General features: G+C 71.4%; 25 protein-coding genes and 1 pseudogene. 19 read left to right on the top strand and 7 right to left on the bottom strand.

Annotation, left to right across the window (positions count from 1 at the left end):
- The first annotated feature begins 1 nt into the window (after position 1).
- Positions 2-499 carry a CinA family protein gene (locus SCMU_RS07980; protein WP_229232477.1) on the top strand — a complete coding sequence of 166 codons (498 nt, stop codon included), beginning with the start codon at positions 2-4 and terminating at the stop codon, positions 497-499.
- Positions 500-666: 167 nt separating this feature from the next.
- A complete protein-coding gene (locus SCMU_RS07985) occupies positions 667-1,092 on the top strand; it encodes a helix-turn-helix domain-containing protein (protein WP_443020242.1) in 426 nt (141 codons plus the stop codon).
- 78 nt (positions 1,093-1,170) lie between these two features.
- On the opposite strand, the gene SCMU_RS07990 is transcribed toward SCMU_RS07985, so the two are convergent.
- Complete coding sequence (locus tag SCMU_RS07990) at positions 1,171-1,635, bottom strand: MarR family winged helix-turn-helix transcriptional regulator (protein WP_229232478.1); 465 nt, start codon at positions 1,633-1,635, stop codon at positions 1,171-1,173.
- A gap of 71 nt (positions 1,636-1,706) precedes the next feature.
- On the opposite strand from SCMU_RS07990, the gene SCMU_RS07995 reads away from it, so the two are divergent.
- From SCMU_RS07995 to dapF, 7 genes are all read left to right on the top strand, one after another.
- Positions 1,707-1,928 carry a DUF3046 domain-containing protein gene (locus SCMU_RS07995; RefSeq protein ID WP_229232479.1) on the top strand — a complete coding sequence of 74 codons (222 nt, stop codon included), beginning with the start codon at positions 1,707-1,709 and terminating at the stop codon, positions 1,926-1,928.
- Between the two features lie 249 nt (positions 1,929-2,177).
- Positions 2,178-3,233, top strand: a complete 1,056-nt coding sequence (gene recA, locus SCMU_RS08000) for a recombinase RecA (RefSeq protein ID WP_229232480.1) — start codon at positions 2,178-2,180, stop codon at positions 3,231-3,233.
- A complete protein-coding gene (locus SCMU_RS08005; RefSeq protein ID WP_229232481.1) occupies positions 3,234-3,800 on the top strand; it encodes a regulatory protein RecX in 567 nt (188 codons plus the stop codon).
- 93 nt (positions 3,801-3,893) lie between these two features.
- Positions 3,894-5,246: an aggregation-promoting factor C-terminal-like domain-containing protein gene (locus SCMU_RS08010; protein WP_229232482.1), complete on the top strand. Its 1,353-nt coding sequence runs from the start codon at positions 3,894-3,896 to the stop codon at positions 5,244-5,246.
- A 51-nt stretch (positions 5,247-5,297) separates the two neighbouring features.
- Positions 5,298-6,839: a tRNA (N6-isopentenyl adenosine(37)-C2)-methylthiotransferase MiaB gene (miaB, locus tag SCMU_RS08015; RefSeq protein ID WP_274602940.1), complete on the top strand. Its 1,542-nt coding sequence runs from the start codon at positions 5,298-5,300 to the stop codon at positions 6,837-6,839.
- Between the two features lie 78 nt (positions 6,840-6,917).
- Positions 6,918-7,856 (top strand): tRNA (adenosine(37)-N6)-dimethylallyltransferase MiaA, encoded by a 939-nt coding sequence (gene miaA, locus SCMU_RS08020; protein WP_229232969.1) that lies wholly within the window; start codon positions 6,918-6,920, stop codon positions 7,854-7,856.
- A complete protein-coding gene (gene dapF / locus SCMU_RS08025) occupies positions 7,853-8,800 on the top strand; it encodes a diaminopimelate epimerase (protein ID WP_229232483.1) in 948 nt (315 codons plus the stop codon). Before miaA ends, dapF begins: the two co-directional genes overlap by 4 nt.
- Before the next feature lie 33 nt (positions 8,801-8,833).
- On the opposite strand, the gene SCMU_RS08030 is transcribed toward dapF, so the two are convergent.
- From SCMU_RS08030 to SCMU_RS08050, 5 genes are all read right to left on the bottom strand, one after another.
- Positions 8,834-9,577: a pyrimidine reductase family protein gene (locus SCMU_RS08030; RefSeq protein ID WP_229232484.1), complete on the bottom strand. Its 744-nt coding sequence runs from the start codon at positions 9,575-9,577 to the stop codon at positions 8,834-8,836.
- Positions 9,574-10,452: a dihydropteroate synthase gene (gene folP / locus SCMU_RS08035; protein WP_229232485.1), complete on the bottom strand. Its 879-nt coding sequence runs from the start codon at positions 10,450-10,452 to the stop codon at positions 9,574-9,576. Before folP ends, SCMU_RS08030 begins: the two co-directional genes overlap by 4 nt.
- 71 nt (positions 10,453-10,523) lie before the next feature.
- Positions 10,524-11,753 (bottom strand): NAD(P)/FAD-dependent oxidoreductase, encoded by a 1,230-nt coding sequence (locus SCMU_RS08040; protein WP_229232486.1) that lies wholly within the window; start codon positions 11,751-11,753, stop codon positions 10,524-10,526.
- A gap of 59 nt (positions 11,754-11,812) precedes the next feature.
- Entirely contained in the window at positions 11,813-12,457 is a 645-nt protein-coding gene (gene folE, locus SCMU_RS08045; RefSeq protein ID WP_229232487.1) for a GTP cyclohydrolase I, read from the bottom strand.
- 117 nt (positions 12,458-12,574) lie between these two features.
- Positions 12,575-13,186 carry a class I SAM-dependent methyltransferase gene (locus SCMU_RS08050; protein WP_229232488.1) on the bottom strand — a complete coding sequence of 204 codons (612 nt, stop codon included), beginning with the start codon at positions 13,184-13,186 and terminating at the stop codon, positions 12,575-12,577.
- 273 nt (positions 13,187-13,459) lie between these two features.
- Between SCMU_RS08050 and hflX the strand changes: the two genes are divergently transcribed.
- Both hflX and SCMU_RS08060 read left to right on the top strand, forming a co-directional pair.
- A complete protein-coding gene (hflX, locus tag SCMU_RS08055) occupies positions 13,460-15,058 on the top strand; it encodes a GTPase HflX (RefSeq protein ID WP_229232489.1) in 1,599 nt (532 codons plus the stop codon).
- Complete coding sequence (locus SCMU_RS08060; RefSeq protein WP_443020243.1) at positions 15,051-17,186, top strand: ATP-dependent DNA helicase; 2,136 nt, start codon at positions 15,051-15,053, stop codon at positions 17,184-17,186. The genes hflX and SCMU_RS08060 overlap by 8 nt, the downstream gene beginning before the upstream one ends.
- Positions 17,187-17,196: 10 nt before the next feature.
- Here the strand turns inward: SCMU_RS08060 and lexA are convergent, their stop codons facing one another.
- Entirely contained in the window at positions 17,197-17,904 is a 708-nt protein-coding gene (gene lexA / locus SCMU_RS08065; RefSeq protein WP_229232490.1) for a transcriptional repressor LexA, read from the bottom strand.
- A gap of 338 nt (positions 17,905-18,242) precedes the next feature.
- Here lexA and SCMU_RS08070 point away from each other — a divergent pair, with 338 nt between their 5' ends.
- The 8 genes and pseudogenes from SCMU_RS08070 to SCMU_RS08105 all read left to right on the top strand — a co-directional run bounded on the left by SCMU_RS08070 (position 18,243) and on the right by SCMU_RS08105 (position 23,289).
- Entirely contained in the window at positions 18,243-18,665 is a 423-nt protein-coding gene (locus SCMU_RS08070) for a LysM peptidoglycan-binding domain-containing protein (RefSeq protein WP_229232491.1), read from the top strand.
- Between the two features lie 152 nt (positions 18,666-18,817).
- Positions 18,818-19,939 carry a histidinol-phosphate transaminase gene (locus SCMU_RS08075; RefSeq protein WP_229232492.1) on the top strand — a complete coding sequence of 374 codons (1,122 nt, stop codon included), beginning with the start codon at positions 18,818-18,820 and terminating at the stop codon, positions 19,937-19,939.
- Positions 19,940-20,015: 76 nt separating this feature from the next.
- Positions 20,016-20,648, top strand: coding sequence for an imidazoleglycerol-phosphate dehydratase HisB (gene hisB / locus SCMU_RS08080; RefSeq protein WP_229232493.1), 633 nt, complete (start codon positions 20,016-20,018; stop codon positions 20,646-20,648).
- Positions 20,645-21,430 carry an imidazole glycerol phosphate synthase subunit HisH gene (gene hisH, locus SCMU_RS08085; protein WP_443020244.1) on the top strand — a complete coding sequence of 262 codons (786 nt, stop codon included), beginning with the start codon at positions 20,645-20,647 and terminating at the stop codon, positions 21,428-21,430. The genes hisB and hisH overlap by 4 nt, the downstream gene beginning before the upstream one ends.
- A 3-nt stretch (positions 21,431-21,433) precedes the next feature.
- The gene (locus SCMU_RS08090; protein WP_503660845.1) at positions 21,434-21,592 is read left to right on the top strand and encodes a CG2302 family histidine operon protein; all 159 of its coding nucleotides are present in this window, start codon (positions 21,434-21,436) and stop codon (positions 21,590-21,592) included.
- Between the two features lie 39 nt (positions 21,593-21,631).
- Positions 21,632-22,372 (top strand): bifunctional 1-(5-phosphoribosyl)-5-((5-phosphoribosylamino)methylideneamino)imidazole-4-carboxamide isomerase/phosphoribosylanthranilate isomerase PriA, encoded by a 741-nt coding sequence (priA, locus tag SCMU_RS08095; RefSeq protein ID WP_229232495.1) that lies wholly within the window; start codon positions 21,632-21,634, stop codon positions 22,370-22,372.
- 270 nt (positions 22,373-22,642) lie between these two features.
- Positions 22,643-22,774 (top strand): annotated as a pseudogene (locus tag SCMU_RS21235) (SseB family protein); the annotation flags it as partial.
- Between the two features lie 161 nt (positions 22,775-22,935).
- Complete coding sequence (locus SCMU_RS08105; RefSeq protein ID WP_229232497.1) at positions 22,936-23,289, top strand: hypothetical protein; 354 nt, start codon at positions 22,936-22,938, stop codon at positions 23,287-23,289.
- The last annotated feature ends 30 nt before the right edge of the window (positions 23,290-23,319 follow it).

Genomic DNA, 23,319 nt, shown 5'->3' on the forward strand with positions numbered 1-23,319 from the left:
GATGGGGAGCATCGCCGGAGGCGAGGCGACGACGGCACGCGAGGTCGTCGAGGCGTTCATCGCCCGAGGGGTGACCGCGGCTACCGCCGAGTCGCTCACGGCGGGCCTCGTCGCGGCTACGATCGCGGACGTGGCGGGGGCGTCGGCGATGCTGCGCGGCGGCGTCGTGAGCTACTCGAGCGAGGTGAAGGCAGACGTGCTCGGCGTGTCCCGCGAGCTGCTCGACGCGGCGGGGTCGGTGGACGCCGAGGTGGCGCGGCAGATGGCCGACGGCGCGAGGCGGGTCTGCGGCGCCGACTACGGGGTGGCGACGACCGGGGTGGCCGGGCCCGAGCCCCATGACGGCAAGCCCGTGGGCACAGTCTTCGTCGCGGTGGCCGGTCCCACCGGCACCACGGTGGGATCGTACCGGTTCGACGGCGACCGCCCGGCGATCCGGACCGCCGCTACTCGGGCCGCCTTGGTCCGCCTCCTGGAAGCGCTGCGCGCCGACGCCTGAAACTGGGAGTCAGCTGTGAATTATGTCTGACGGGCGGATGCCGGGGAACAATGCAGGTGTCGCGGAAGTTGTGGATAGTGTCGTCAGCGATTGCCGGCGGCACTAGGATGATTCACACGGAGCCTCGCATCACGCGGGGGCCTGGACCAAGGAGCGCATCGATACACATGGTTAAGCAGCCCGTATCCGTCGACGGCGTAGTGCGCTGGCGTGACGTGGGCTTGGCCGACATCGGTAAGCAGGAACAGAAGGAGCGCAAGATGGTTGTTCTGCGTCATGAGATCGGAGACGTCCTGCGTGACGTCCGTCAGCGCCAGGGCCGTACGCTCCGTGAAGTCTCGCACAACGCGCGTGTGTCCCTCGGCTATCTGAGTGAGGTTGAGCGCGGCCAGAAGGAGGCCTCCTCCGAGCTGCTTTCATCGATCTGCTCAGCACTCGATGTGCCGCTTTCGGTCATGCTCCGCGAGGTCAGCGACCGCGTGGCCATCGCCGAGGGCATCACCATCCCCGACACTGTGCCGCAGGAGTTCGCCCAGCGGTACGGCCGGGAAATGAACACGGACTTGGACGCCGAGCTGACCAAGATCAGCTGACGCCAGCACGAGGAGACAGGGGCCGGACGCTGATGCGTCCGGCCCGTGTCTGTGTTCGGCTTCTGTGTTCCGCTGTGCTCAGTGCCGGGGTGCGAGGGCTTCGTTCATCCGACGGATGTACCGGGCGAGGTCTGCGAGCTCCTGGGGCTCCCACGAGGCGAGCCGCTCGGCGAAGAACTCGTGGCGACGGCGCTTCAACTCGGCAACATGACGGTCGCCCTCAGGGGTCAGGGTGACCTGCTGCGCGCGCCGGTCGCTCGGATCCGACTCCTTGGCGACCAGGCCGACCTCCTCGAGGAGCGCGATCTGCCGGCTCACGGTCGGCTTGCCGACGCCCACGGCCACCGCGAGGTCCGTCACGCGCTGAGGGCCATCCCGGTGCAGGATCGTCAGGAGGCCGTAGGCGGCCGGGTCCAGATCCGGATGGAGATCGCGGGACAGGCCCATGGATGCGGCGCGGCCGCGGCGCCAGAAGACGGCGAGCTGCTGCTCGACGTCGATGAGGGCGTCGTCGAACGCGGCTGACGCATGCGGGGTGGACATGCCTTCATCTTAGGGGCGGACGCCGTGGGCGACGGGCGCGTCCCCGGGGGCTCATGGGGGATAATTGCTGAGTGCGGAACAGTGATTTCTGGCGGCTGATGGAAGACGAGTTCGGCGCGGGCTATGCGCACGTGCTGGCGTCCTCCGCCGTGCTGGCAGCGGTGGGGGGCCGCACGGCCGAGGAGGCCCTCAAGGCCGGGGTCCATCCTCGCAGCGTGTGGAGTGCCGTCTGCGACCTCCAGGATGTCCCGCCGGAACGCCGTCTCGGCAAGGACCGTCCCGTCAAGGACTGAACCGGCCGTTCTCGGCCCGCGGGAAGAGTTCCGCGAAGAGATCGGCGACACGCCGGGGTTGATTCGAAGATGTGTTCGGGATAGCGGTAAAGTCCTCCACAGAGGATTCCAAGTGCAAACTATGCCGAATTGTCCACATAGCGGGGCCATGTGCTTCGACTGTCGGTGGGCGTCGGTAGCGTGAGCGGCATGGAGGAGCGGCAGGCAGGACAGGGCGCTGCCGCGGCAGACCAGACTCGGAGGTAGACCATGGCAGCATCAACGCCGGACCGCCAGAAGGCACTCGAGGCGGCGCTCGCGCAGATCGACAAGCAGTTCGGCAAGGGCTCGATTATGCGGCTCGGGGACGACACCCGCGCCCCGATCGAGGTCATCCCCACGGGCTCCATCGCGCTGGACGTAGCCCTCGGCATCGGCGGGCTCCCGCGGGGCCGTGTGGTCGAGATCTACGGCCCGGAATCGTCCGGTAAGACGACCGTGGCCCTCCATGCGGTGGCCAATGCCCAGCGCAACGGCGGCATCGCCGCGTTCATCGACGCCGAGCATGCCCTCGACCCCGAGTACGCAGCCAAGCTCGGCGTCGACACGGATGCGCTGCTCGTGTCCCAGCCGGATACCGGCGAGCAGGCGCTCGAGATCATGGACATGCTCGTGGGCTCGGGATCGCTCGACATCATCGTCATCGACTCCGTGGCCGCGCTCGTGCCGCGCGCCGAGATCGAGGGCGAGATGGGAGACAGCCACGTCGGCCTCCAGGCCCGCCTCATGAGCCAGGCGCTGCGGAAGGTCACCGGCCGGCTCAACCAGACGAAGACCACGGCGATCTTCATCAACCAGCTGCGCGAGAAGATCGGCGTGTTCTTCGGTTCCCCGGAGACCACGACGGGTGGCAAGGCGCTCAAGTTCTACGCCTCGGTCCGCATCGATGTCCGCCGGATCCAGACCCTCAAGGAGGGTGCCGACTCGGTCGGAAACCGCACCAAGGCGAAGATCGTCAAGAACAAGATGGCCCCGCCCTTCAAGCAGGCCGAGTTCGACATCATCTACGGTCAGGGGATCTCCCGCGAGGGCGGCATCATCGACATGGGCGTCGAGCACGGCATCATCAAGAAGTCCGGCTCGTGGTTCACGTATGACGGCGACCAGCTCGGTCAGGGCATGGAGAACTCCCGCCGGTTCCTCCGCGACAACCCCGAGCTCGCCGAGGAGCTCGAGCGGCTCATCAAGGAGAAGCTCGGCGTGGGTGTCAAGAAGGACGCCGAGGACGAGGAGCAGCCGCGCCTCAAGGCTGTCGACGGGGACTAGGTGGCGGGCCGCAGCCGCCCCCAGGGGCCTCCGCCGCCCGAGCAGGATCCCGATGCAGACCCCGAGTCGGTGGCGCGCGCCATCCTGCTCCGGCAGCTGACCATGGGGCCCCGGAGCCGTCACCAGCTCGAGCAGAAGCTGCGCGATCGGAAGGTGCCCGAGGACGTGTCGGCGGCGCTCCTCGCCCGCTTCGAGGACGTCGGCCTCGTGGACGATGCGGAGTTCGCCCGCATGTGGGTCCGCAGTCGCGGCGAGACGAGGTCGCTCGGCCGGGCCGCGCTCCGACGCGAACTGGGCGAGAAGGGCATCAAGGGCGAGACCGCCGAGGAGGCGCTCGACGAGCTCACCCCTGAGGCCGAGGAGCACTCCGCGCGGCGGCTCCTCGCGCGCCGCATGAGGCCGTTCGACCGGGCGGATCCAGCCGCCCGGGACAAGGAGCTCCGCAGGCTCGTGGGCATGCTCGCCCGGAAAGGGCACGCCCCCGGAACCGCCTTCCGGCTGGCGGCGGAGGCCCTCGGCGACACCGGCCAAGTCGACGACGGAGAGGTCGGATTCGAGCCGAACTGAGGTGAAGCGCCGCGGCGCCGGGCGTGTCTGTGCGCTTACTGGGAATTCTGTGACTAGAGTGACAAATGGGATTACTGCGGTATTCTCGAACTCGTGCGATCAGAGCAGAGCCTCAGCTCGGGCTGGCATCTCGGCCCACTCCGCACTGCCCTGCTGCTCGTGGTAGCAGTGGCCTGGGTCGCCCCAGCGGGCGCGACGGTGGCATTGGGTGACGACGGGCCGCCCTCGGGCCACCCCACCTGGGCGGACGTCCAGGCCGCGAAGGCCAACGCCGACTCCGCCAAGGCAGAGGCGGACCGGATCGGATCTCTGCTGACCACGGTCGAGAGCGCTGCTGCCGACGCCTCGGCCAAGGCGGTCACGGCGGGAGCCGCATCGGCCAAGGCCGCCCAAGCGGTCAAGGACCAAGAGCAGGTCGTCGCCGTGCTCGACCAGGAGGCTACCAAGCGCGCGAGCGAGCGGGACGCAGCCCAGCGCAACGCGGGGCAGCTCGCCGCCGATTCCTACATGGGCGGCTCGGGCACGGGGCCGCTCGAGACGCTCTCCGTCCTCGGCCAGCAGGACGGCATCAACCGACTCCAGACCCTCCAAGTCCTCGGCGACCAAGCCGCCCAGGCCGTGGCGGACTACCGGGTCGCGGCCAACGCAGCTGCCGCGGCAGAGGACAAGTCCCGCGCGGCAAAGGACGCCCTCGCGGACCTCGCGGCAACCGCGGCCCAGCAGCTCGATGACGCCCAGACGGCGCAGAAGCAGGCCCAGGACGTGGTCGCCCAGACACAGCAGCACGAGGACGTCCTCTTGGCCCAGCTCGCCGACCTCAAGGGCACGTCGGTGGCCGTCGAACAGAAGTACCGGGAAGGACAGGCGGCCCAGGCCGCCTACGAGGCGGCCCAAGAGGCCAAGCGGCGCGCAGCCGAGCAGGCAGCCCAGCAGGCCGCACTCGACGCCCAGCGTCGCCAGCAGGAGGCCCAGCAGCTCGCGCAGTCCCGGCAACAGGCGAATCAGCAGGGCGCGGGGGCCGCGCAGGCCGTGGCCCCCGCGGCGCCCGCACCCGCCGCCCCCGCACAAGCAGCCCCAGTGGTCGTCCCCGCGCCCTCGCCCCCGCAGCCCGCGGTGAGTCCCGGCGCGGGCGTCGTGAACGATCCGGCGGGTGCGCAGGCCTATGCGTCCTCCCAGCTCGGCTCCTACGGCTGGGGCGGCGGCGAGTTCGGGTGCCTCGTCAAGCTGTGGACGCAGGAGTCGAGCTGGCTCACCGACGCCACCAACCCCTCGAGCGGCGCCTATGGCATCGCCCAGGCGCTCCCGCCCACCAAGTACTACACGGCAGGCAACGACTGGCTCACCAATTACCGCACCCAGATCAACTGGGGGCTCGGCTATGTCGCCAACCGCTACGGCTCGCCCTGCAATGCCTGGGCCCACGAGGTATCGGCCGGCTGGTACTAGGGGCGTCCCGCCCAAGCGGCCCGTGGAGGAACCTGACGGTACCCTTGATGGGTGAGTTCCACCCTGCCCACCCCCACGGCTGAGACCGCACCGCGCTCCTACGAGGTGCGAACGTTCGGCTGCCAGATGAACGTCCACGACTCCGAGCGCATGTCCGGCCTCCTCGAGGCCGCCGGCTACGTGCGCGCCGAGGAGGGCAGCGAGCCGGACGTCGTCGTGTTCAACACGTGCGCCGTCCGGGAGAACGCGGACAACAAGCTGTACGGCCACCTCGGCCAGCTGCGCCCGGTCAAGGACCGCCACCCGGGGATGCAGATCGCCGTAGGCGGCTGCCTGGCCCAGAAGGACCGCGACACGATCCTCGCGAAGGCGCCGTGGGTCGACGCGGTGTTCGGTACCCACAATGTCGGTGCGCTCCCGGCGCTGCTCGAGCGGGCACGCCACAACGCCCAAGCCCAGCTGGAGATCCTCGAATCCCTCGAGGTCTTCCCCTCCACGCTGCCCACCAAGCGCGATTCGGTATACAGCGGCTGGGTCTCGATCTCGGTGGGCTGCAACAACACGTGCACGTTCTGCATCGTGCCCAGCCTGCGCGGCAAGGAGCGCGACCGCCGCCCTGGAGAGATCCTCGCCGAGGTCCAGGCCCTCGTCGACGACGGCGCGATCGAGGTGACGCTGCTGGGCCAGAACGTCAACTCCTACGGCGTCGAGTTCGGCGACCGGCTCGCGTTCGGCAAGCTCCTGCGCGCGTGCGGGCAGATCGAGGGCCTCGAGCGCGTCCGCTTCACGAGCCCGCATCCCGCCGCGTTCACCGACGACGTCATCGAAGCCATGGCCGAGACCCCCAACGTCATGCCCCAGCTGCACATGCCGCTCCAGTCCGGCTCGGACCGGATCCTGCGCGAGATGCGCCGCTCCTACCGCAGCGCCAAGTTCCTCGGGATCCTGGACAAGGTCCGCGAGCGGATCCCGCATGCGGCGATCACCACGGACATCATCGTCGGCTTCCCGGGCGAGACCGAGGAGGACTTCCAGGCCACCCTTGAGGTCGTCGAGCGCTCGCGCTTCTCGAATGCGTTCACGTTCCAGTACTCCCAGCGGCCCGGCACGCCGGCGGCCACGCTCCCGGACCAGCTGCCCAAGCCCGTGGTCCAGGAGCGCTACGAGCGTCTCATCGCCCTCCAGGACCGCATCGCGGCCGAGGAGAACGCGACCCAGGTGGGCCGCACGGTCGAGGTCATGGCCACCGCGCAGGCCGGCCGGAGGGCGGGCGAGACGCACCGCCTGTCCGGGCGCGCCCGGGACAACCGCCTCGTCCACTTCTCCGTCCCGGACGGCGCGCAGGCCCCGCGGCCCGGTGACCTCGTGACCGTCACCGTCACCGAGGCGGCCCCGTTCCACCTCATCGCGGATCCCGCGACGGCCGCCGACTACTCGCTGCGCCGCTCGCGCGCCGGCGACGCGTGGGACCGCTCCCAGGCGGACTCCTGCGGCGTCCCGCCCGCCGGCGTGGCCGGGGCGGCGGGCACGGCGGCGGGCGGCGGCCGCGCGGTCAGCCTCGGGATGCCGTCGGTCCCCGTCCGCACGGTCTAGCCGGTGCACCCTAGCGAGCGCGGGGGCGAGGCGGACGACGCCGGCCGCCTGCCCGCCGTCGTCCGCGGCCCGTCCGCCGTGGGCACCGCATCCGAGGAGAGCGTTCCGCCCATCATCGCGATCGTCGGGCCGACGGGTTCCGGCAAGTCCGACCTCGCGGTGGAGCTAGCGCTAGCCCTGGACGGCGAGGTGGTCAACGCGGACGCGCTGCAGTTCTACCGTGGCATGGACGTCGGTACGGCCAAGATCCCGGTCCGGGAGCGGCGCGGTGTGCCGCACCACCTCCTCGACGTCCTCGACGTCACCGAGGATGCCTCCGTGTCTGCATTCCAGGGGTGGGCGCGCGAGGCCATCGCGGACATCCAGCATCGGGGGCGCCGCGCCATCCTCGTCGGGGGCTCGGGCCTGTACGTACGCGCTGCGCTCGACGTCCTCGAGTTCCCAGGCACTGATCCCGCCGTCAGGGCCCGCCTCGAGGCCGAGGCCGAGCAGGAGGGCATCGGGCCGCTGCGGCAGCGCCTGCGCGCCGTCGACCCGGTCTCGGCCGACAGGCTCGGCGATGCCCGCCGGATCATCCGCGCCCTCGAGGTCCACGAGCTCACGGGCCGGCCGTTCAGCTCGTTCATGCCCGAGCGGCAGTATGCGGCGCCGGCGGTCCAGATCGGACTCGACCTGGACCGTCGCACGCTGCACGAGCGGCTCGCGGCGCGGGTGCACCGGATGGTCGACGCCGGCCTCCCGGCCGAGGTCGCCCGGCTCGCCGCCGCAGGGCTGCGCCAGGGGAAGACGGCCTCCCGGGCGCTGGGCTACGGGCAGTTCCTCAGGGTCCTCGATGGAGAGTCCACGCCCGAGCAGGCCGCCGAGGAGACGATCGTCGCGACCCGGCAGTTCGCCCGCCGGCAGCTCACGTGGTTCCGCGCTGATCCCCGGGTGCACTGGCTCGACGCCCTGGCGCCTGGCCTGCCCGGGCGGGCACTCGCCGTCGTGCGCGAGGCCGACGGTAGGCTTGGTCCATGACCCTCCCCGCCGCCGCCCAGTCCGCCCCTGACGTCATCCACGGCCTTGCGGGCCTGCCCTTCGCGAAGGGGCACGGCACGGGCAACGACTTCGTGCTCGTCGCCGACCCGGCGGGGGACCGGCACCTCGCCGAGGCCGAGGCCGCGGCGCTGTGCGATCGGCACCAAGGCATCGGTGCGGACGGGCTCATCCGCGCTATCCGCTCCCGCGAGCTCCCCGAGGGCATCTCCGTCCTCGCCGAGGAGCCTGAAGCGGAGTGGTTCATGGACTACCGCAACGCGGACGGCTCGCTCTCGGAAATGTGCGGCAACGGCGTGCGCGTCTTCGTGGCATTCCTGCTCGACCAGGGCCTCGTCGAGCTCGCCCCCGGCGAGGTGCTGCCCATCGGCACGCGGGCCGGAGTGAAGCGCGTCGAGCGCCGGTCCGACGGCTTCGCCGTCGACATGGGGCCGTGGGAGTTCATCGATCCGCAGCGCGCCGCGGCGGACGCGAGCGATGCGACGGTCACCGCCGTGGGGCTCGACGTCGCGCGGCCCGCCCTGAGCGTGAGCATGGGCAATCCGCACACGGTCGTGGCGCTGGCCGAGCCGAGCGAGCTCGCGGGCCTCGGCCTGCACACGGCACCGGCGGTGGACCCCGTTCCGCCGCACGGGACGAACGTCGAGTTCGTGGTGCCGTCCGAGCCGCTCGTGGCGGACGGGGTCGGGAGTGTGACGATGCGCGTGCACGAACGCGGCGTCGGCGAGACCCAGTCCTGCGGGACCGGCGCGTGCGCGGCCGCCGTCGCGATCCGGTACTGGGCTGGCGCCGGGGCCCCGGATCGGTGGGACGTCGTGGTTCCCGGCGGGCGGGTCGGCGTCGCGTTCATCCCTGGCGCCGACGGCCGCGAGCACGTGGAGCTCTCGGGCCCGGCCGTCATCGTTGCCCACGGCACCCTCGGGTAGCGGGGTTCGCGCCCCGAGCTTCCAACTGCCGCACTAGGGGGCACGCCGATAGCGCAGGAGGAGCTCGTCCCCTGCGCGCAGAACACCCGCGAGCGACATCCGCGTGGGAGCGGCCGCCGGGTCGCGGGCAATGCGGCCCGCGTCGCCTGACTCGAGTGTCGGAGCCAGGGTGAGCAGGAGTTCGTCGAGCGCGTCGGCCGCGAGGATTGCCCCGAAGAGCGTCGGTCCGCCCTCGGCGTGCACGTGGACCAGTCCGCGGGCGGCGAGGTCCGCGCGCACGGCGTGCGGATCGAGCGCTGCACCGCCGGCGTCCACCACATCGGCCACGGGGGCGAGGCCCGACCGCCGGTCTGCGGGGGCGCCCGCGAGCGTGTAGACGATCGGCCGTACGGGGGCCTCGGCGAAGATCGGCGAGGCCGGGTCGAGGCGCAGGGACCCGCTCACGAGGACGAACACGGGGTGGCTCCCCATGCCCCGTGCCTCGCGCCAGTCCTGGGCTTCCTCGGACAGCAGCATTGCCCCGTAGCCCTCTGTCCGGGCAGTCCCTGCCCCGACCAGCACGGCGTCGGCATGCCTGCGAAGGAGCTCGAAGACGCGGCGATCGGCGTCATCCCCGAGGCCGCCCGAACGGCCCTGCCTTGTGGCCGCGCCGTCGAGGGAGGATACGAAGTTCATCCGCAGCCACGGACCAGGCGGCGGAGCGTAGAGGCGAAGCAGCGCCGCGTCGTCGAGGTCGGACGCCGCCTCGGGCCAGAGGCTGTCGATGCGTGCGCTCATACGTTGTGGGAGGGGTGGGTGTTGTGGACGAGCCACGCCGGGGCGCGCATCCCGAGGACGGCCTCGGTCATCCTGGCGGCGTCGACGGCGGCCGCTACATCATGCACCCGCACGATCCGTGCACCGTTCAGGATGCAGGCGACCATCGCGGCAAGGGACCCTGCGAGCCGCTGGCCGCGTTCGCGATCGATCGATTCCCCGACGAAGTCCTTGTTGGACACCGCGGCCAGCACCGGGAGCCCGAGATCGGTGATCTCGCCGAGGCGGCGCGTGAGCTCGAGGGAGTGCAGGGTGTTCTTGTCGAGATCGTGCCCGGGGTCGACGATGATGCGGTCCCGGGCGACGCCCGCCGCTTCCGCGCGGGCCACACGCTCGGCGAGGAACCGGCGCACCTCGAGGACCACGTCGTCGAAGTGCGCGGGCGGCTTCTCCGTCCGTGGGGGACCGACGCTGTGCGTGATGACCACGTGCGCCCCGCCCTCAGCGACGGCCCGGGCCATGGCTGGGTCGCCGAGACCACTCGTGTCGTTCACGACCGCGGCGCCCGCGGCGATCGCGGCGCGCGCCACCTCGGCCCTGTTGGTGTCGACGGAGATCACTACGCTGCTCGTGGCGGCGATGGCCTCGATGACGGGCACGACCCGGTCGATCTCCGCGGCGACGGAGACGGCGGGGCCGCGTCCGAACGGAACTCCTCCGATGTCCACCCAGTCGGCACCGAGCTCGGCTGCTTCCAGGCCGGCGTCGACGGCCTTCTCGAGTGCGAAGGTCGCGCCCCGGTCGTGGAACGAGTCTAGGGTGCGGTTGACGATCGCCATCACCGCGACCTGCCGGTCGAAGTCGAAGAGGCGCCGGCCGATGGTCTGCACTGGCATGGTCTGCTCCTTCACGTGGATCATCTCTCGTCGGGGCCCTCGCGGAATCCGGGCGTGGCCATGTAGTCGGCCTAGAGGTCGGCATAGGCAACGCCGGGATCGGCGAGGCGCTCAGGGTCGACCGCTCGGCCGGCCGCGATGATCGGCTTGACCTGGTCGACGACGTCCCAGACGTTGACGTTCATGGCCGCCTTGATCCGGTTCGCGCCATCGAGCCAGAACGAGACGAACTCGCGCTTTTCCGGGTCGCCGCGCACCACGACGCGCTCGTAGGAACCGCGCGGGGCGTGCCCGATGTACTCCATGCCCAGGTCGTACTGGTCGCTGTAGAAGTACGGGAGCCCGCTGTAGGCCGCGTCGCCTCCCAGCAGCGACGCGACGGCGGCTGCCGGCTGGTGGAGCGCATTCGCCCAGTGCTCCACCCGAACCCGCATCCCGAGGCCGGGGTGGTCGTGGTTGGCGATGTCGCCGACCACATAGACGTCCCGGTCGCTGGAGCGCAGCGACGCATCGACGAGCACCCCGTTGTCCACTGTGAGTCCGGCAGCTTGAGCGAGGGCGACGTCGGGCGCGACGCCGACGCCGATGACGATCCCGTCCGCCTCGATCGCCGTGCCGTCCTCGAGCCGCACGCCGGTGGCCTTGCCGTCCGTTGTGGTGATCTCCGCCGTGCGTGCCGCGAGACGGAGGTCCACCCCGTGGTCGCGGTGCAGGTCGGCGAAGACCGTGGCAAGTTCAGGTCCGAGGACGGTGAGGAGCGGCAGGTCTGCCGCCTCGATGACCGTGACGTCGGTGCCGCCAGCACGTGCCGCGGCGGCCACCTCGAGCCCGATCCAGCCGGCGCCGATGATGGCCAGACGCCGCCCCTGCCCGAAGATGGACCGGATGGCGTCGGAGTCCTCGACCGTGCGCAGGGTGTGGACGCCGGCGGCGTCGGCTCCAGGCAGGGGGAGCCTGCGCGGGACGGACCCGGTGGCCAGGACCAGCTTGTCGTAGTGCAGGGAGCCGCCGTCGTCCAGGCCGACGGCGTGTGCGCCGAGGTCGATGGACTCCGCTCGGGTGCCCAGATGGAGGTCGATGCTGTTCTCCCGGTACCAGTCTTCGGGATGGAGCACGGCCTCCGCGAATGGTGCGGTCCCCATGAGATAGGCCTTGGACAGCGGGGGGCGCTCGTATGGGGGGTGGTTCTCGGCGGCCACGAGGGTGACCGTGCCTTCGAAGCCCTGCGCGCGCAGCGCCTCGGCGGTCTTGCCGCCGGCGAGTCCGCCCCCGATGACGACGACGTGGTTCAGGGTGCCCATGGCGTTCTCCTTCCGTTGACGTTCAACTGGCTCACGCGGCCGCCGCGGGCGCCGGCCGGTCAGTGCATGAGGCCCGCGAGCGAGAGGAACTCCTGCCGCGAGCGGGCATCATCGCGCAGTTGGCCGAGGAGCGCGGAGGTGACCGTGCTCGAGCCGGTCGCGTACGCGCCGCGGAGCGTCATGCACGTGTGCTCGGCGGAGATCACGACTCCCACTGCGCGAGGGTGCAGACGCTCCTGGAGCCAGTCGGCGATCTGCTGAGTGAGTCGTTCCTGGGTCTGGGGGCGGCAGGCGTAGTGCTCGACCACTCGGGCGAGCTTGGAGAGTCCCAGGATCCGCTCGCCCGGGAGGTACCCGACGCACGCGCGGCCGGTAAAGGGCAGGAGATGATGCTCGCAGACCGAGCGGAACGGGATGTCCCGGACCAGGACCAGCTCGTCGTACCCCTCGTCGTTGGGGAAGGTTGTCGGCTCGAAGGGCCTCGGCGTGAGCATCTCGGCCCACGCGCGCGCCATCCTGGCGGGCGTGGCCCTGAGGTGTTCCGCCTCCAGCGGCACTCCCAGAGCGCGCAGGAACAGCGCCGCGGCGGCCTCCGCATCGGACAGGTCCGGATTGCCCGAGGGGCCCACGGCGTGGAGCGCGGCGCGCTGAGGGCGCGGAACGATGGGACGGTGGCCTGACTCCGTGCTGACTGCGTGCGTCATGGCCCTGCCTTCCACTCTAATATTTCGAGGTCCATTTTTAGAGTGGTCCCGCGTGGCTCGGTCTGTCAACAGCCGTGCACGTCCAAACGCGGCCGGCCCGTGCGGAGTTCGCCCCCCTCAGCCCTCGCGGGTGACCACGAGCACGCGGAAGCCCTTCGACGTCGCCGCCCGCGCGACGTCGTACGCCTCGCCGAGCTCCTCGGCGAGCCACCGCGCGAGCGAGTCCGCGCCGAGGTTCTTCTGCACCACGAGCCACGCCTGCCCGCCCACCTCGAGGCGGGGGAGCCACTGGGTGAGGAGCGCGTGGAGCTCGGCCTTGCCGATGCGGATGGGCGGGTTGGACCAGATGGTGGCGAAGCGCAGGCCCGGATCGACCTCCTCGGGCAGCTCGGCGGAGACGTTCTCCAGGCCCAGGAGCGCCGCGTTTTCCCGCGTGAGGGAGAGGCTGCGGTTGTTGACGTCGACCGCGTGGACGGTCGCCGCGGGGGAACGGAGGGCCATGGTCAGCGCGATCGGCCCCCAGCCGCACCCGACGTCCAGCAGGTGCCCCTCCGCCGCGGGGTCAGGGACCTCGGCCAGAAGAACGGCCGTGCCCTTGTCGATCCCGTCGGGGCTGAAGATGCCCGCCGAGGTGCGCAGCGTCACCTCACGTCCGTCGAGCACGACGGCGAGAGGACGCCGCACGTCCGGAATGTCCGGCTCGGCATTGAAGTAGTGGGCCTGGTCCATAGGCATCCAGCCTAGTGGCCACGGGCCAAGGAGCGGTCCGGTAGAATGGATGGCATGCTGCTGTTCGACTGACGCCCTGGATGCCTTGAGCTGCATTCAGCTGAGCCACCCCGTCCCCGCCGACGTCCACTCCGGCCGGGCACCGAACAGTCATTCCCGAGGAGAGCAGTGCAACCCGAGCATTCGCGCCGGGCTTTTCCACAGGCCCCCGCACCCACCACCGCCGGCGCCCAGCGCCCGCACTATTCTGGAACTCCATCCGTGAAGGAGACCATGACCGACAACCAGCAGAACCCGCAGGACCTCAGCCCCGCGGACATCCAGGCCGTCATCGACCGGATCCTCGCAAAGGAGGAGGCCGCTGCCGCCAAGGGCGCGAAGGGCGGGGCGGGGGCCAACGCCCCGGCGGGCCGGGACGAGGAGCCCGCCCCGCGCGGCGCCCTCGGGGAAGGCCGGGCTCTCGCGATCTCGGACCTGACGACCGAGCACGGCGACTACGACGGGGACCAGCAGGATCTCGCCGAGCGCCGCGCGCTGCGGCGCGTTGCCGGGCTCTCGACCGAGCTCGAGGACGTCACCGAGGTCGAGTACCGGCAGCTGCGCCTCGAGCGCGTGGTCCTCGCCGGGATCTGGTCCGAGGGCACGCTCGAGGACGCCGAGAACTCGCTGCGGGAGCTTGCCGCACTCGCCGAGACGGCCGGATCGGAGGTGCTCGACGGGGTCGTGCAGCGGCGTCAGAAGCCGGACGCCGGGACGTTCCTCGGCTCGGGCAAGGCGCTCGAGCTGCGCGACATCGTCGCGGCCACCGGCGCGGACACCGTGATCGTGGACTCGGAGCTCTCCCCGTCCCAGAGGCGTGGCCTCGAGGACATCGTCAAGGTCAAGGTGATCGACCGCACGGCCCTGATCCTGGACATCTTCGCCCAGCACGCCAAGAGCCGCGAGGGCAAGGCGCAGGTCGAGCTCGCGCAGCTCGAGTACCTCCTCCCGCGCCTGCGCGGCTGGGGCGAGTCCATGTCCCGTCAGGCGGGCGGCCGCGTCGGCGCCGCGGGCGGCGGCATCGGGTCCCGCGGTCCTGGCGAGACGAAGATCGAGCTCGACCGGCGGCGCATCCGCACCCGCATGGCCAAGCTCCGCCGCGAGATCGCGGCGATGAAGCCGGCGCGAGAGACCAAGCGCGCCAACCGCAAGCGCAACGAGGTCCCCTCAGTGGCGATCGCGGGCTACACGAACGCAGGCAAGTCCTCGCTGCTGAACCGGCTCACGGACGCGGGCGTGCTCGTGCAGAACGCCCTGTTCGCGACCCTCGACCCGACCGTTCGCCGGGCCGTGACGCCGGACGGGCTCCCGTACACGATCGCGGACACGGTCGGGTTCGTCCGGTCGCTGCCCACGCAGCTGGTCGAGGCGTTCCGGTCGACGCTCGAGGAGGTGGCCGACGCGGACCTCATCCTGCATGTCGTGGACGCCTCGCACCCTGACCCCGAGGGCCAGATAGCCGCGGTCCGGCAGGTGCTCTCCGACGTGGATGCGCGCAAGGTGCCCGAGATCATCGTGCTGAACAAGGCCGACGCCGCGGATCCGTTCGTCCTCGAGCGGCTCCTGCAGCGTGAGCCCCGCAACGTGGTGGTCTCCGCCCGCACGGGCGAGGGCATCGAGGAGCTCAAGAACGCGATCAGCGACGCGATCCCGCGGCCGGACGTCGCGATGACGCTGCTCGTCCCCTACAGCCGCGGGGACATCCTCAACCGGCTGCACACCTCGAGCGCGGAGATCCGCTCGCTCGAGCACGTGGCCGAGGGGACGCGCGTCGAGGCCGTGGTCCGGGAGGAGTTTGCGGCGGAGCTCGCGCCGTTCGTAGTCCATGACTGATCGGGCACGTCCCGGCGCCAGCCCGGAACACCAGCCGGAGGCGACGGACGACGGCGGGCGCGCACCCGCCGTCGTCCGCTCTCCCTCGGGCGGGGGAGCGCCGGGCACGGCAGTCCCTGGCCCGGAGGGCGAGGCGCTTGCCCTCCTGGACGTCGCGGTCGGCGCGATGGGCGGCCAGCAGCGCGCCGGGCAGCACGAGATGGCCCGCCAGGTGGCGCGCGCCATCGAGGACGGCCAGCACCTGCTCGTGCAGGCCGGCACGGGCACGGGCAAGTCGCTCGCGTACCTCGTACCGCTCATCGCGCACGCCCAGAACAGCGACCGCCCGGCCGTCGTCGCGACGGCGACGCTCGCGCTCCAGGCCCAGATCGTGGGCCGCGACATCCCGCGGCTCCTCGAGGCCATCACGCCCGAGCTGGACCGGCCGGTCGACGTGGCCCTCGTCAAGGGCCGCTCGAACTACCTGTGCCGGCACAAGCTCGAGGGAGGCTTCCCGACCGACGAGCCCGCCGAGGGGCAGCTTTTCGCGCTGGGTGAGGACAGCGCCGTCGGGCATCCCGGTGCCGGGCCGACCACCCAGCTCGGCCGGGAGGTGGCGCGGCTGCGCGACTGGGCGGCCGAGACCGAGACCGGCGACCGCGACGACCTCATGCCCGGCGTGTCCGACAGGGCCTGGCGGCAGGTGTCCGTGACCGCGCTCGAGTGCCTCGGCGCGCAGAAGTGCCCGTTCGCCGCAGAGTGCTTCAGCGAGCTCGCGCGAGCGCGCGGCGCCGAGGCGGACATCGTGGTGACAAACCACGCGATGCTCGCGATCAACGCATTCGAGGGGCTCAACGTGCTCCCCGAGTACGACGTCGTGGTGGTCGACGAGGCCCACGAGCTCGCCGACCGCGTGACCGGCGCCGTGAGCGCGCAGCTTTCCTCCCAGATGATCCAGGCCGCCGCGTCGAGTGCGCGCCGGCACTGCGGCATCACCGTCGATGCCCTCCACTCCGCGGCGTCCGCGCTCGAGCTGTCGCTTACCTCGGCGCCGACCGGGCTGCTCGCCCGCGGCCTCACCGAGGAGCAGGCGCAGGACGTGGGGCTCGTGCGGGACGCGTGCCGCGTGGCGCTCTCGGACTCGAAGCCCGGGGACGGGCAGCAGGCCGACGGGGGGCGGCAGGTCGCCCGGTCACGCCTCCTCGCGGTGCTCGAGGTGTGCGAGCGCATCCTCGACGCCGAAGCGAACCGCGAGGTCCTGTGGGTCACCCGGATGGGCGCCCCGGACCCTGTCACGGGATATTCCGCGCCGGATGATTCGGCGCCGGCCATGCTGCACATCGCGCCTCTCGGCGTGGGCGGGCGCCTGCGGGAGGGCCTCTTCGACGGCCACACCGTCGTGCTCACGAGCGCGACTCTCGCGATCGGCTCCGCATTCGAACCGACCGCCGGCAGTCTCGGCCTCCTGGGTCCCGGGGCCCCGTCGTGGACCGGCGTAGACGTCGGGTCCCCGTTCGACTACCCCAGGCAGGGGATGCTCTACGTGGCGCGGCACCTGCCCAAGCCCGGGCGCGGGGTCTCGCCCCAGGCCCTGGACGAGCTCGAAGCCCTCCTGACTGCCTCGCGGGGCGGGGCCCTCTGCCTGTTCTCGTCGAGGAGGGCCGCGGAGGACGCGGCACACGAGCTCCGGGGCCGGCTCGAGACCACGATCCTGTGCCAGGGCGAGTCGTCGATGAGCGCGCTCGTCAAGCAGTTCGCGGCCGAGCCCGACACGTGCCTGTTCGGGACCATGTCGCTGTGGCAGGGCGTCGACGTGCCCGGCCAGTCGTGCCGGCTCGTGGTGATCGACCGCATCCCGTTCCCGCGGCCCGATGACCCGCTCATGACCGCCCGCTCGCGCGCGGTCGCCCAATCCGGGGGCAACGGCTTCATGAGCGTCTCGGCGACCCATGCCGCCGTCCGCCTCGCCCAGGGTGCTGGGCGGCTCATCCGTTCGACCGCGGACCGCGGCGTCGTGGCCGTGCTCGACTCGCGGCTCGCCACCGAGCGCTACGGGGCCTTCCTGCGCAGCGCGCTGCCGCCGCTGTGGGGGACCACGGACCGGCGGATCGTGCTCGACGCGCTCGCCCGGCTCGCGCAGACGGCCTGAACCGGACGGGTCAGACCGAGCGCAGCACCGAAACGACCTTGCCCATGACCGTCGCCTCGTCGCCGAGGATCGGCTCGTACCGGGTGTTCTGGGGCAGCAGCCACGTGTGCCCGTCCCGCTGGCGGAACGTCTTCACGGTGGCCTCGTCGTCGAGCAGGGCGGCGACGATGTCTCCGTTCTCGGCGCTGTTCTGCCGGCGGACCACGACCCAGTCGCCGTCGCAGATCGCGGCGTCGATCATCGAGTCACCCTTGACCCTGAGCATGAAGAGCTCGCCGTAGCCTACGAGCTGACGGGGGAGGGGCATGACGTCCTCGACGGACTGGTCAGCGAGGATCGGCCCGCCGGCGGCGATCCGTCCGACGAGCGGCACCATGGCCGTGTCCGCGGCGCTCGCCATGCTCTCGAGCGTGGCCCCGCCGGCCCCGAGCATCTCCGCTGCGCCCTCTGCGCTCACGCTGAGCTCGCCCTCGTCGAGCGTGAGCGGCATGAGGACCTCCATGGCCCGCGGGCGCTTGGGGTCGCGACGGAGGTAGCCGAGCTTCTCAAGCTGGCTCAGCTGGTGCGTCACGCTCGAGAGGCTCGCGAGGCCGACCGTGTCGCCGATCTCGCGCATGGACGGCGGGTAGCCGTTGATCTGCACGGACCGCTGGATCGTCTCCAGGATCCTCTTCTGGCGCGCGGTGAGTCCCTTCGCCGCCCTAGTCCTTGCTGCCATGCCGCCCGCCCCTTCATCCGCGACCAGAAATGTCGGACCCGCTCCGCACCATGTGGTCATGAGGTGGAGCGAATGCCTTCCGGCCCGGGTTTGTGATGTTCCAATGCTCGTCCGTGCTCGTCCGTGCCCGGTGTTGCTCTCACCGTAGGCCAGATTCCTGCACCTTTCAAACACTTGTTCGAGCGAGTCTGGACACGCCTCGCTGACAGGTGCTAAGAAGTATCTCAACAGTTCGAAGATTCATTCGAAAACTGCTCGTCGTAGGGGCCAGAGCTTCGGAAGAAGTTCGAACCGCTCACAAGGCCGGGGGAGCGGCGGGGCAGGGGAAGGCACACACCATGGCACACGCAATCGTCATCGGCCAGCGCACCGTGATTGGCCAGCACTCGCAGCCGCGTATGTCGCCGCGCCGCGTTCCCGTCGGGTCGGGCGCGGCCGCCGGGAAGCAGCCGCCGCTCAGGCTCACCCGCCGTGGCCGAATCGTCCTGATCGTGGTGCCTGCGTTCCTCGCCGCCCTCGCGGTGCTCCTTGCCTGGGCGGCCCTCATGGCGCCAGCCAAGGCCTCGGGCGAGCACCTCGAGGGGCCGGGAGGCGCCGTGACGGTGACCGTGCAGCCCGGTGACTCCCTGTGGACCATCGCGGCGGCGCGCGTCCCGGACCGCGATCCCCGGGTGACCATCAGCCAGATCCGCGAGCTCAATGATCTCGCCGGGTCACGGGTGCTCCCGGGAGAGCAGATCCTCGTGCCCGTCGCTGGCTGAGGGCCATGCACGCGGTTCTCCTGAGGTGGTCGGAATCGGCCGCCCGTGGCACCCACCGCCCGCCACCAGCTGGAGCGCGTCGGCCTGTCACCAAGGGCCGCCCGAGAGGCACCGAATGCGGGCCGAGGCCCCCGCTGACGTAGGCTGGACGGGTGGATGACCAGCTCGCACGACTCAACCGGCTCCCCCTCCGCGACGACCTGCGCGGACAGCATCCCTACGGCGCCCCGCAGCTCGACGTCCCCATCCAGCTCAACGTGAACGAGAACACGCACGGTGTCCCGCAGGACGTCCAGGAGGCGATCGTCGAGGCCGTCCGCTCGGTTGCCGCAGGCCTCAACCGCTACCCCGACCGCGAGTTCACGGAGCTCCGCGGATCGCTGGCCGAGTACCTTGGCCACGGGCTCGTCCCAGAGCAGGTGTGGGCCGCCAACGGCTCGAACGAGGTGCTCCAGCAGATCCTGCAGGCCTTCGGTGGCCCCGGGAGGTCGGCTCTCGGATTCCCTCCCACGTACTCGATGTACCCGCTGCTCGCCGCCGGGACCGGCACGGCCTATCTCAAGGGCGTCCGTGCCGATGACTTCGAGCTCACCGCGGAGTCAGCCGCCCGCCAGGTCAGTCAGCTCGCCCCCAACGTCGTCTTCCTCTGCTCGCCGAACAACCCGACGGGCACGGCACTTGGGCTCGACGTCGTCGAGGCAGTCTACGAGGCCGGCACGGCGAGCGAGGCCATCGTCATCGTGGACGAGGCCTACGCGGAATTTGCCCACGTCGGCACGGAGAGCGCACTGACGCTCCTGCCGGGCCGGCCCCGGCTCATCGTTACCCGGACCATGAGCAAGGCCTTCGCCCTCGCTGGTGCCCGCTTGGGGTACCTCGCGGCCGCGCCCGAGGTCGTGGACGCCCTCCGCCTCGTGCGGCTCCCGTACCACCTCTCGGCGGTCACGCAGGCCACGGCTCTCGCCGCGCTCCACCACCGGGCCTCCCTCATGGCCGAGGTCGAGGAGATCAAGCGCCAGCGGGACCGCATCGTCAGCGAACTCGTCCGTATGGGACTCAAGCCCGCGTCGTCGGACTCGAATTTCGTCTTCTTCACCGGCCTCGAGGACCCGCACAAGACGTGGCAGGGCCTGCTCGATTCCGGCGTGATCGTCCGCGACGTAGGCATTCCCGGCAGCCTCCGCGTGACGGCGGGAACCGAGCGGGAGACCACGGCCTTCCTCACCCGCCTCGAGGAGCTCCTCGCCGCGGACGGCCGCCTGCCAGCCGCCTAGAACGCGGCGGCTGGAACCAGCCGCCTAGAATAGGACCTACGCCCACTTTCGAAGCCTGATCGAAGGACATACAGCCATGAGCACCGAGCTGCAGACCGCGCCCGTGACCCAGCGGACCGCGCGGATGGAGCGGACCACGAGCGAATCCTCCGTCCTCGTCGAGATCAACCTCGACGGCACTGGCCGCTCCGACATCTCCAGCAGCGTCCCGTTCTACGACCACATGCTCACGGCGCTGTCGAAGCACTCGCTCATCGACCTCACCGTCAAGGCCACGGGAGACACGCACATCGACGTCCACCACACCGTCGAGGACATCGCCATCACGTTCGGCGAGGTGCTCAGGCAGGCGCTCGGGAACAAAGCGGGGATCCGCCGGTTCGGCGAGGCATCCATCCCGCTGGACGAGGCCCTCGCCCACGCGGTCGTCGATGTCTCGGGGCGGCCCTACCTCGTGCACGGCGGCGAGCCCGCCGGCCAGGAGTACCACCTCATCGGCGGCCACTTCACGGGCTCGCTCACGCGCCACATCTTCGAGGCCATCACCCTCCATGCCGGGATCTGCCTGCACATGAACGTCCTCGCCGGCCGCGACCCGCACCACATCGTCGAGGCCCAGTTCAAGGCATTCGCGCGCGCCCTGCGTGCGGCGATCGAGCCGGACCCGCGGATCGGCAGCGCGATCCCGTCCACGAAGGGCGCCCTGTGACGGCCGCCCCGGATGCGCTCCCGGACGCACCGGAGGGCACGGAGGGCGCCGTCGTCGTCGACCCGCGCCACGTCGACCCCCGGCACGCCGGTGCCCAGGAGGCCGACCCGCAGGGGAGGCCGAGCGTCGTCGTGCTCGATTACGGTTCGGGGAACGTCCGGTCCGCGGTGCGCGCGCTCGAGCGCGCCGGCGCGGCCGTCACGCTCAGCGCCAAGGCCGAGGACGCGCTCCACGCGGACGGCCTCGTCGTCCCCGGCGTGGGCGCGTTCGCGACCGTGATGGAGGAGCTCAGGGCCGTCGACGCCCTGCGGATCATCGGCCGGCGGGTGGCCGGAGGCCGTCCCGTGCTGGCGATCTGCGTCGGGCTCCAGGTGATGTTCGAGAAGGGCATCGAGCACGGCGTCGAGGCCGAGGGCCTGGGGGAATGGCCGGGCACGGTCGAGCTCCTTCCCGCGAAGGTCGTGCCGCACATGGGCTGGAACACCGTGAAGGTGCCCGAGGGGTCGAAGCTGTTCGCGGGCGTGGAGGACGAGCGCTTCTACTTCGTGCACTCCTACGGCGTGCAGTCGTGGGACTTCGAGGTCGCGCAGCCGCGCATGGAGCCCCCGCTCGTGACGTGGAGCGAGCACGGCGCGCCGTTCATCGCCGCCGTCGAGAACGGGCCCCTGTGCGCCACCCAGTTCCACCCCGAGAAATCGGGTGACGCCGGGGCCAGGCTCCTGCGCAACTGGGTCGATTCGCTGAAGAAGCGCGGCAGCTCCACTGCGGTGGGGGAATCCTGACCCATGTGGTCCGTGCTGCTCTTCGGCCTCGCCGGGCTGCTCGTGGGGGGTGCCCTGTCGTTCCGCAAGCAGGGCCTGCCGAACTGGACGTGGATCGCGTTCGGCGTGCTCGCTGCTGCCGCCCTCGTGGCGGCCTACCTGTTCACGCTGCCGGCCGCGTGAGCGGGCCCGCGCTGGCTATCTGACACTGAGGGAGAGACCATGACCGCTGAGGAGCCGATCCTCGAACTGCTGCCGGCCGTCGACATCGTCGACGGCCAGGCGGTCCGCCTCGTCCAGGGTGAGGCGGGGAGCGAGACGGGCTACGGCTCGCCGCTCGACGCCGCGCACGCCTGGCAGGACGCGGGCGCCGAGTGGGTTCACCTGGTGGATCTCGACGCGGCGTTCGGCCGCGGCGACAACCGCGCGCTCATCGCCGAGGTCGTGAAGAGCCTCTCGCTCAAGGTGGAGCTCTCCGGCGGCCTGCGGGACGACGCGTCGCTCGAGGCGGCCCTCGAGCTCGGCGTGGCCCGGGTGAACCTCGGCACCGCCGCGATCGAGAACCCCGAGTGGACCGCCCAGGCGATCGCCCGGCATGGGGAGAGGATCGCCGTCGGACTCGACGTCCGCGGAACCACGCTCGCCGGACGCGGCTGGACCAAGGAGGGCGGCGACCTCTGGGAGGTCCTGGCCCAGCTCGAGGACGCCGGGTGCGCCCGGTACGTCGTGACGGACGTGACCAAGGACGGCACCCTGCGCGGGCCGAACGTCGAGCTCCTCACACAGATGTGCGAGCGGACCGACAGGCCCGTCGTTGCCTCGGGCGGCATTTCGAGCCTCGACGACCTCCGCGCCCTCCGCGCGCTCGTGCCGCTCGGCGTCGAGGGCGCGATCGTGGGCAAGGCGCTGTACTCGGGCCAGTTCACCCTCCCGGAGGCGCTCGACATCGCCGGGCGGCGCTGAGTGGCGCACCGACGCGAGGACGCGCACCCGCACGCGCACGACGCCGCAGCCTCGCCCGCCGCGGGGCAGCGTCACCTCCCCGGCCACATCGCCGCCGCACTCGCGCGCGCGGGCAGCCCCACCGACTCGGCGGGCCAGGAGTGGGCCGGCCGCGACCTGAGCGGCGAGGGCAATCCCCTCCACCGGTTCGACGCGGACGGTGGTGCGGCCGACCCCGGCCTCGCCGCGGCCCTGGCCGCACTCGGCGCCGGGACGGGCGACGAGACCGGCGTGCATAAGGCCCTGGCGACCGCCCGGGTCTTCGTCGCCGTCGTGGCGAGCCTGGCCGAGGGCGGCCTCGGCGAGCACGGGTTCGCCGAGGACAAGGAGGCGGACATGGCGCTCGTGACCATTGCCGCCCCGGACGGGCGCAAGGCGCTCCCCGTCTTCACCTCGGTGGAGCGTCTCGAGGCCTGGCACGGTGAGCGCGGCCCGTTGCCGTCTTCGCGCCTAGGGCAGCCCTCTCGGCGGTCGCGGAGGGCGCCGAGCTGCTCGTCCTGGACCCCGGCGCCGACCTGACGTTCGTGCTCCGCCGCCCCGCCGTGTGGGCGCTCGCCCAGCAGCGGGAGTGGACGCCGTCCTACGCAGATGCCTCCCTCGTGGCCGAGGTTGAGGGCGCCGTGGCGGGCCTCGAGCACGTGCGCGGCATCGAGATCTCCCCGGGCACCGGGGTCGCCTCGAGGGACGCCGCCGGGCGGGTGGTGCCGGGCGGCGGTCATGGACCCGAGCTTCGGCTCACCCTCGCGCTGGCCCCGGGTTTGCCTGCTGAGGCCGTGCGTGAGACCGTGTCAGAGCTGAACGGCAGACTCGCCGGCAGCGCGCGCTTCGCGGAGGCCGTGGACTCGATCGAGCTCAAGGTCCGTCCCGCCGGCAGCTGACCTCCGCCCGCCATCCTGGGCGGCGCACCT

The organism is Sinomonas cyclohexanicum, from assembly GCF_020886775.1.
Lineage (GTDB): Bacteria > Actinomycetota > Actinomycetes > Actinomycetales > Micrococcaceae > Sinomonas > Sinomonas cyclohexanicum.

Excerpts from the sequence above, each read along its gene's own strand:
- folE (WP_229232487.1), bottom strand. The coding sequence starts at position 12,457 with ATGACGCACGCAGTCAGCACGGAGTCAGGCCACCGTCCCATCGTTCCG.
- priA (WP_229232495.1), top strand. The coding sequence starts at position 21,632 with ATGACCGCTGAGGAGCCGATCCTCGAACTGCTGCCGGCCGTCGACATC.
- SCMU_RS07985 (WP_443020242.1), top strand. The coding sequence starts at position 667 with ATGGTTAAGCAGCCCGTATCCGTCGACGGCGTAGTGCGCTGGCGTGAC.
- hisB (WP_229232493.1), top strand. The coding sequence starts at position 20,016 with ATGAGCACCGAGCTGCAGACCGCGCCCGTGACCCAGCGGACCGCGCGG.
- recA (WP_229232480.1), top strand. The coding sequence starts at position 2,178 with ATGGCAGCATCAACGCCGGACCGCCAGAAGGCACTCGAGGCGGCGCTC.
- SCMU_RS07990 (WP_229232478.1), bottom strand. The coding sequence starts at position 1,635 with ATGTCCACCCCGCATGCGTCAGCCGCGTTCGACGACGCCCTCATCGAC.
- SCMU_RS08060 (WP_443020243.1), top strand. The coding sequence starts at position 15,051 with ATGACTGATCGGGCACGTCCCGGCGCCAGCCCGGAACACCAGCCGGAG.
- SCMU_RS08040 (WP_229232486.1), bottom strand. The coding sequence starts at position 11,753 with ATGGGCACCCTGAACCACGTCGTCGTCATCGGGGGCGGACTCGCCGGC.
- SCMU_RS08070 (WP_229232491.1), top strand. The coding sequence starts at position 18,243 with ATGGCACACGCAATCGTCATCGGCCAGCGCACCGTGATTGGCCAGCAC.
- hflX (WP_229232489.1), top strand. The coding sequence starts at position 13,460 with ATGACCGACAACCAGCAGAACCCGCAGGACCTCAGCCCCGCGGACATC.
- lexA (WP_229232490.1), bottom strand. The coding sequence starts at position 17,904 with ATGGCAGCAAGGACTAGGGCGGCGAAGGGACTCACCGCGCGCCAGAAG.
- SCMU_RS08090 (WP_503660845.1), top strand. The coding sequence starts at position 21,434 with ATGTGGTCCGTGCTGCTCTTCGGCCTCGCCGGGCTGCTCGTGGGGGGT.
- folP (WP_229232485.1), bottom strand. The coding sequence starts at position 10,452 with ATGCCAGTGCAGACCATCGGCCGGCGCCTCTTCGACTTCGACCGGCAG.
- SCMU_RS08030 (WP_229232484.1), bottom strand. The coding sequence starts at position 9,577 with ATGAGCGCACGCATCGACAGCCTCTGGCCCGAGGCGGCGTCCGACCTC.
- SCMU_RS07980 (WP_229232477.1), top strand. The coding sequence starts at position 2 with ATGGGGAGCATCGCCGGAGGCGAGGCGACGACGGCACGCGAGGTCGTC.
- dapF (WP_229232483.1), top strand. The coding sequence starts at position 7,853 with ATGACCCTCCCCGCCGCCGCCCAGTCCGCCCCTGACGTCATCCACGGC.
- SCMU_RS08050 (WP_229232488.1), bottom strand. The coding sequence starts at position 13,186 with ATGGACCAGGCCCACTACTTCAATGCCGAGCCGGACATTCCGGACGTG.